General features: G+C 67.8%; 5 protein-coding genes. All 5 read left to right on the top strand.

The window, feature by feature from the left end; genetic code table 11:
• Window positions 1-318: 318 nt before the first annotated feature.
• From ACEU5R_RS11980 to ACEU5R_RS12000, 5 genes are read left to right on the top strand one after another with little or no spacing between them, the layout of a single operon-like run.
• Window positions 319-1,719 (top strand): lysine N(6)-hydroxylase/L-ornithine N(5)-oxygenase family protein, encoded by a 1,401-nt coding sequence (locus ACEU5R_RS11980; RefSeq protein ID WP_103274364.1) that lies wholly within the window; start codon window positions 319-321, stop codon window positions 1,717-1,719.
• Window positions 1,720-1,736: 17 nt separating this feature from the next.
• Window positions 1,737-2,342, top strand: a complete 606-nt coding sequence (locus ACEU5R_RS11985) for a GNAT family N-acetyltransferase (RefSeq protein WP_392410332.1) — start codon at window positions 1,737-1,739, stop codon at window positions 2,340-2,342.
• Window positions 2,339-4,195, top strand: a complete 1,857-nt coding sequence (locus tag ACEU5R_RS11990; RefSeq protein WP_392410333.1) for an IucA/IucC family protein — start codon at window positions 2,339-2,341, stop codon at window positions 4,193-4,195. The genes ACEU5R_RS11985 and ACEU5R_RS11990 overlap by 4 nt, the downstream gene beginning before the upstream one ends.
• Window positions 4,196-4,205: 10 nt before the next feature.
• Complete coding sequence (locus ACEU5R_RS11995) at window positions 4,206-5,024, top strand: siderophore ferric iron reductase (protein ID WP_392410334.1); 819 nt, start codon at window positions 4,206-4,208, stop codon at window positions 5,022-5,024.
• Window positions 5,025-5,056: 32 nt separating this feature from the next.
• Entirely contained in the window at window positions 5,057-6,220 is a 1,164-nt protein-coding gene (locus ACEU5R_RS12000) for an aromatic ring-hydroxylating dioxygenase subunit alpha (protein WP_103274360.1), read from the top strand.
• The last annotated feature ends 307 nt before the right edge of the window (window positions 6,221-6,527 follow it).

Here is a 6,527-nt window from a genome sequence, read left to right on the forward strand (position 1 = left end):
CACGCGCCGGGGCGCAGGCCACGCCCCTATGCCGACCGCCACCCTGCATATGCCGGGCGCTCGCAAGCCGGCGCGGCGCGTGTCAGCACAAACCCGTATTTGCTAGAGTTGCGTCATTGCAAATGAAAATCACACCCATGTGCATTACAAGATATTGCAATTCCGGCAAAGGCAGTCCCCCGCTGATCGCGCGCGCCCTCCGGCAGGTCTACCTGTGCCGGCCCATCCCGCCCGATTGACCCCGGTCCCGGGCGCTTCCCTTCCCCGTGCCGAACGCAGCGCACGCGCAACGCAGACTCAGCAAAGGCGACTCCAATCATGAATCGAGAAATCTATGACTTCGTGGCTATCGGCCTAGGCCCCTTCAACCTCAGCCTGGCCTGCCTGTCCGCGCCGCTGCCCGGCGTGCGCGCGCTGTTCCTGGAGAAAAAGCCCGGCTTCGACTGGCATCCGGGCATGCTGATCGAGGCCTCCACGCTGCAGAACCCCTTCCTGGCGGACCTGGTCAGCCTGGCCGATCCGCGCAGCGAGTACAGCTACCTGAACTACTGCAAGCAGACCGGCCGCATCTATTCGTACTACATGCGCGAGAACCACTATCTGAGCCGCGCCGAGTACAACCGCTATTGCCAATGGGTGGTGGCCCGCCTGCCCAATCTGCGCTTCAACAGCGAAGTACAGGGCGTGCTGCACGATCCGGACAGCAACACCTACCTGGTCACCGGCCAGCACGCCGCCACCGGCGAGCGCTTCATGGTCCGCTGCCGCAAGCTGGTGCTGGGCCTGGGGTCGCAGCCGTCCCTGCCCGCCTGCTGCGACCGCCGCGCCGCGCCCTATATCCATAGCGCCGACTACCTGCGCAACAAGGCGCAGCTGCAGCAGCGCGACGCCATCACCATCGTGGGCAGCGGCCAGAGCGCGGCCGAGGTCTTTCACGACCTGCTGCGCGACAGCGCCGGACACGACTACAGCCTGGCCTGGATCACGCGCTCGCCGCGCTTTTTCCAGATGGAGAACACCAAGCTCACGCTGGAACTGATCTCGCCCGACTACACCGAGTATTTCTACGATCTGCCCGAAGCGCGCCGCCGCCAGATCCTGGCGCAGCAGAGCAGCCTGTACAAAGGCATCAACGCCTCGCTCATCAACCAGATCTACGACCTGCTGGACGAGAAGATCCACGACGGCGACCGGCGCTACACCCTGCTCACCAATTCCGAGCTGCGCGCCTGCCGCTACGACCGCGCGCAAGCGCGCTATCACCTGGAATTCCAGCACGTCGACTACGCCCAGCCCTTCAGCCACGTCACCGACGGCCTGGTGCTGGCCACCGGCTACGCGCACAGCATCCCCGCGTGCATCAACCCCATCCACGACCGCATCGCCTGGAACGAGGACGGCAGCTACCGGATCGGCCGCAACTACGCCATCGACCACGACGGCGGCGAGATCTACGTGCAGAACACCGGCCTGCTCAGCCATGGCGTCACCAACCCGGACCTGGGCTTCTGCTGCCACCGCAACTCGCTGATCCTGCGCGAGCTGACCGGCGTGGAGCACTACCCGGTCGAGGCCCACACCGCGCTGCAGGAGTTCCGCCCGCCCGCCAGCGGCGTGCTGGCGCATCGCCAGGACCGGCGCGCCGCCGGCAAGCGCCTGCATGCCGCCGCGACCGAGCTGATGCCCATGATGGACGGCCATCGCGCCGCCACCGTATGAATCGCGAGGGAACCACGATGATGACCATGATGGCCACCTTCCTGGGCGAGATCGACCGCCACGCCCGCGAATGCTACGACGAGGGCGCCGGCCTGGCGCTGCGCCCGCTGGATCCCGAGGCCGACGCGCCGCTGCTGCAGCGCTGGTTCGCGATGGATTACGCGCGCTTCTGGTCCATGCAGGACCATAGCGTGGCGCAGGTGCGCGACTTCTACGCCGCGCTGTGCGACAGTGGCCATGCCCAGGCCTGGCTCGGCTCGCACCAGGGCCGCCCCGCCTTCCTGGTCGAGTGCTACGACCCCGCCCACGACCAAATTGGCGAGCACTACCCCGTGCGTCCGGGCGACATCGGCATGCACATCTTCATCGGTCCGCCCACGCAACGCATTCCGGGCTTCAGCCGCGACGTCTTCGCCCTGGTCATGCGCTTCCTGTTCGACCGGCTCAACGCCGCCCGCGTGGTGGTCGAGCCGGACGCCAACAACGCCAAGATCCATGCGCTGAACCTGGCCATGGGTTTCGTCTACGCCGGGCAGGCCCGGTTCCGCGAGAAAACCGCCAGCCTCGCCTTCTGCACCCGCGCCCAATTCGAGCAGGCCCAACTTCAGGAGTCCACCCTATGAGCCACCCCGCCACGCAACATCCGTCCCAGGTCGCCAGCCACCTTGAACCCGAGGTCTGGGCCAAGGTCAACCGCCTGCTGGTGCGCAAGGCCATCTCGGAATACGCGCATGAATGGCTGCTGGAGCCCGAGCGCCTGGGCCCGTCCGACAGACCCGGCTTTGACCGTTACCGCCTGGCGCTGGCCGAAGGCGCCGAGTATCGCTTCGACGCGCAGATCATGGCCATGCGCCACTGGCGCATCCCGCCCGAATCCATCGCCAAGACCGTGGCCGGCGCGCCCGCGCCGCTGGACGCGCTGCAATTCGTGATCGAGGTGCGCGACCGCCTGGCCCTGCCCGCCGACCGCCTGCCCATCTACCTGGACGAGATCACCAGCACGCTGCACGGCAGCGCCTACAAGCATGGCCGCGCCGCCCTGGGCGCCGCCGAGCTGGCGCTGGCCGACTACCAGACCATCGAGACCTCGATGATCGAGGGCCACCCCAGCTTCGTCGCCAACAACGGCCGCCTGGGCTTCGACGCCGAGGACTATCACGCCTACGCCCCCGAGGCCGCCGCGCCGATCCGCGTGATGTGGCTGGCGGTGCACAAGGACAACGCGCACTTCGCCTGCCTGTCCGACATGGACTACGACAGCCTGCTGCGCGAGGAGCTGGGCCAGGAGACCGTGGCCGCCTTCACCGCGCGGCTGCGCGACCAGAACCTGGACCCGGCCGACTACTACTTCATGCCCTCGCATCCGTGGCAGTGGTTCAACAAGCTGTCGCTGGCCTTCGCCCCCTATGTCGCCAACCGCAAGATCGTGTGCCTGGGCGAAGGCTCGGACCAGTACCTGGCGCAGCAGTCGATCCGCACCTTCTTCAACATCAGCCAGCCCGCCAGGCGCTATGTGAAGACCTCGCTGTCGATCCTGAACATGGGCTTCATGCGCGGCCTGTCGCCGTACTACATGTCCGGCACGCCGGCCATCAACGAGTACATCCACGGCCTGATCGCGTCCGACCCCTGGCTGCGCGCGAACGGCTTTTCCATCCTGCGCGAGGCGGCCTCGCTGGGCTTTCGCAACTACTACTACGAAGCCGCCATCCCGGTGGACACGCCGTACAAGAAGATGTTCTCGGCGCTGTGGCGCGACAACCCGCTGAACCTGATCGCGCCGGGCCAGCGCCTGATGACCATGGCCGCGCTGCTGCACGTGGATCCGCAGGGCCGCGCGCTGCTGCCCGAGCTGGTGCGCGCCTCGGGCCTGCCGGTGGACGCCTGGCTGCGCCGCTACGTCGACGCTTACCTGACGCCGCTGGTGCATTGCTTCTACGCCCATGACCTCGTGTTCATGCCGCATGGCGAGAACGTCATCCTGGTGGTGCAGGACCATGTGCCGGTGCGCGCCTTCATGAAGGACATCGCCGAGGAATCGTCGATCCTGAATCCTGACGCCGCGCTGCCCGAGAACGCCCGCCGGCTGGCCGCCGACGTACCCGAGGAATACAAGCTGCTGACCATCTTCGTGGATGTGTTCGAAGGCTACTTCCGCCACCTGAGCCACATCCTGGCCGAGACCGGCCTGATGCACGAGGACGCGTTCTGGGAACTGGTGGCCGGCCGCGTCGCGGCCTACCAGGAAGCGCATCCGCAGCGGCTGGCCAAGTACCGCCAGTACGACCTGTACGCGCCGGACATGATCCATTCGTGCCTGAACCGCCTGCAGCTGGCCAACAACCTGCAGATGGTCAACCTGGCCGATCCCATCGGCAGCTTCCAGATGGCCCCCAATCTGGTCAATCCGATCGCGCGCTTTCGCCCGCGCTGGCTGGATCAGGCCGAGGCGGACGCCGTCCGCGCCGCCGCGTGAGGAGGCCCCGGTGAGCCGCGAGCTGGATGAACTGCTGGCGCTGACCGCCACCCTCGTGCCCGGTCTGGAAGGCCGGGTCGAGGAGCGATTCGAAAGCGGGTTCCGGAGTCCGGCGCAACGCGCGGCGGACCGCCGGGCGGCTGCCCCGGACGGCGGCCCGCCCGCGTCCGGCATCCGCCCGGGCGCGGACAACGCCGCCGCCATCCGCGACCTGCGCGACTGGTGGCTGGAGCGCCATCCCGAGGCCGGCCCGCACTATCTGGCGCTGCGCTGCTGGGGCCTGCTGATCTGGCAGCCCGTCTACCTGGGCATGATCGCCGCGCACCGCAGCGCCATCGCGCCCGACCTGAGCCGGCTCGACCAGCCGGTCGTCAACGGCTTCATCTGCGGCTACAGCATCGGCCGCCACGACCCGCTGCGCGGCTGCCTGCGGCAGCGCATGGACGCCATCGCCGCCCAGCTGCGGCAGATCTGCGCCGCGTTCTACCGCGAGCTGACCCAGGTCTTGAGCCTGAATCCCCGCGCCGCCGCCTGCATGCAGGCCGATTGCGTGCTGTCGGCCCTGCTGGCCGCGCGCAGCGGCGAGCCCGCCGCCGCCAATGCCTGGGCCCGCGAGACCGCGGCCGACTGGCTGGCGCGGCTGGGCATCGCCGGCCGCAGCGGCTACCTGGCCTATCAGCGCGACGGCCTGCCGGTCATCGCCGTGGACCGCCAGGTCTGCTGCCATCACTTCCGCAGGCGCGACGGCGACTATTGCAGCACCTGCCCCAAACTGGATACCGCCGAGCGCATCGCGCGCTTGGACGCCGAAAGCGCCGTGGCCGCCTGAGCCCGCCGCGCCCAGGCCCTAGGAGTCGCATCATGACGGACATCGCCAGCCTGGCGCATGTGCAGCAGGCGCTCAGCCCGCTGCACGTGCGCGCCTATTTCGACGAAGAGCTGTTCGCCCGCGAGCAGGAAACCATATTCAAACAATCCGCCATCTACGTCGGCCACGAGAAAGGCGTGCCCGAGCCCGGCGACTGGCGCCGCCTGCCGCACGAGGAAGGCGGCCGCGTGCTGGTGCGCAACCCCGGCGGCGTGGAGCTGATCTCCAACGTCTGCCGCCACCGCCAGGCCCTGATCCTGGGCGGCCAGACTGGCGCCGTGACCGGGCCGGGCAATCCCGCCGGCAACCTGACCGCCACCGGCGGCAACATCGTCTGCCCGCTGCACCGCTGGACTTACGACAACCGAGGCCAGATCCTGGGCGCGCCGCAGTTCCCCAGCACGCCCTGCCTGAACCTGCCGCGCTTCCCGCTGAAATCCTGCCACGGCCTGCTGTTCGAGGGGCCGCGCGATCCGCTGGCCGACCTGGGCCGGCTGTTCAGCCGGCCGGAGTTCGACTTCAGCGACTACGTGCTGGACCATGTGGAAGTCCATCAATGCAACTACAACTGGAAGACCTTCATCGAGGTCTACCTGGAGGACTACCACGTCGGCCCCTTCCATCCCGGCCTGGGCCGCTTCGTGACCTGCGAGGACCTGTCCTGGGAATTCGCCGAACAATACAGCCTGCAGCGCGTCGGCGTGCACGACTCGCTGGAGAAGCCCGGCTCCGACGTATACCGCGACTGGCACGACACGCTGATGCGCTATCGCGGCGGCTCGGCGCCGGACTACGGCGCGATCTGGGTGACCTACTTCCCCACCCACATGATCGAGCTGTATCCGCACGTGCTGGTGCTGTCCACGCTCTATCCCAAGAGCCCGCAGGAAACCATCAACATCGCCGAGTTCTATTACCCCGAGGAAATCGCGCTGTTCGAGCGCGAGTTCGTCGAGGCCCAGCGCGCCGCCTATATGGAAACCGCCGTCGAGGACGACGAGATCGGCGAACGCATGGACGCCGGCCGGCTCGCCCTGCTGCGCCGGGGCGTGTCCGAGAGCGGCCCGTACCAGTCGCCGATGGAGGACGGCATGCTGCATTTCCATGAGTGGTACCGGCGCGTCATGGGCGAGCGCATCGGCAATTGCGCGGCCTGATCCGCCCCCGATCCAGGCGCGCCAGGACGCCGGGAAGCCCATGCGCAGCGAATGACCGTCACAATTACTAAATAGGAATATGTGCTATTCTCATTCGCTTATGCCGCCCAGGCGTCACGCGTCGAGGCGGAATCAACCTGCAGCGCGGATGACGACCTTGACCTCACCCTCTTCCCCCACGGCCAGGTTCACCGTCGCGGATTTCAACCGCATGGGCGGCCCGGCCGGCTTCAGCTACCGCCTGCCCAAGCTGGGCACGCCGCGCGCCGACCACGACGCCCTTTGCATCGCCGAGGGCCGCGTCGAG

The sequence above is a fragment of the Achromobacter sp. 413638 genome, from assembly GCF_043119405.1.
Classification (GTDB): domain Bacteria; phylum Pseudomonadota; class Gammaproteobacteria; order Burkholderiales; family Burkholderiaceae_B; genus Achromobacter.

Excerpts from the sequence above, each read along its gene's own strand:
- ACEU5R_RS11980 (WP_103274364.1), top strand. The coding sequence starts at position 319 with ATGAATCGAGAAATCTATGACTTCGTGGCTATCGGCCTAGGCCCCTTC.
- ACEU5R_RS11985 (WP_392410332.1), top strand. The coding sequence starts at position 1,737 with ATGATGACCATGATGGCCACCTTCCTGGGCGAGATCGACCGCCACGCC.
- ACEU5R_RS11990 (WP_392410333.1), top strand. The coding sequence starts at position 2,339 with ATGAGCCACCCCGCCACGCAACATCCGTCCCAGGTCGCCAGCCACCTT.
- ACEU5R_RS12000 (WP_103274360.1), top strand. The coding sequence starts at position 5,057 with ATGACGGACATCGCCAGCCTGGCGCATGTGCAGCAGGCGCTCAGCCCG.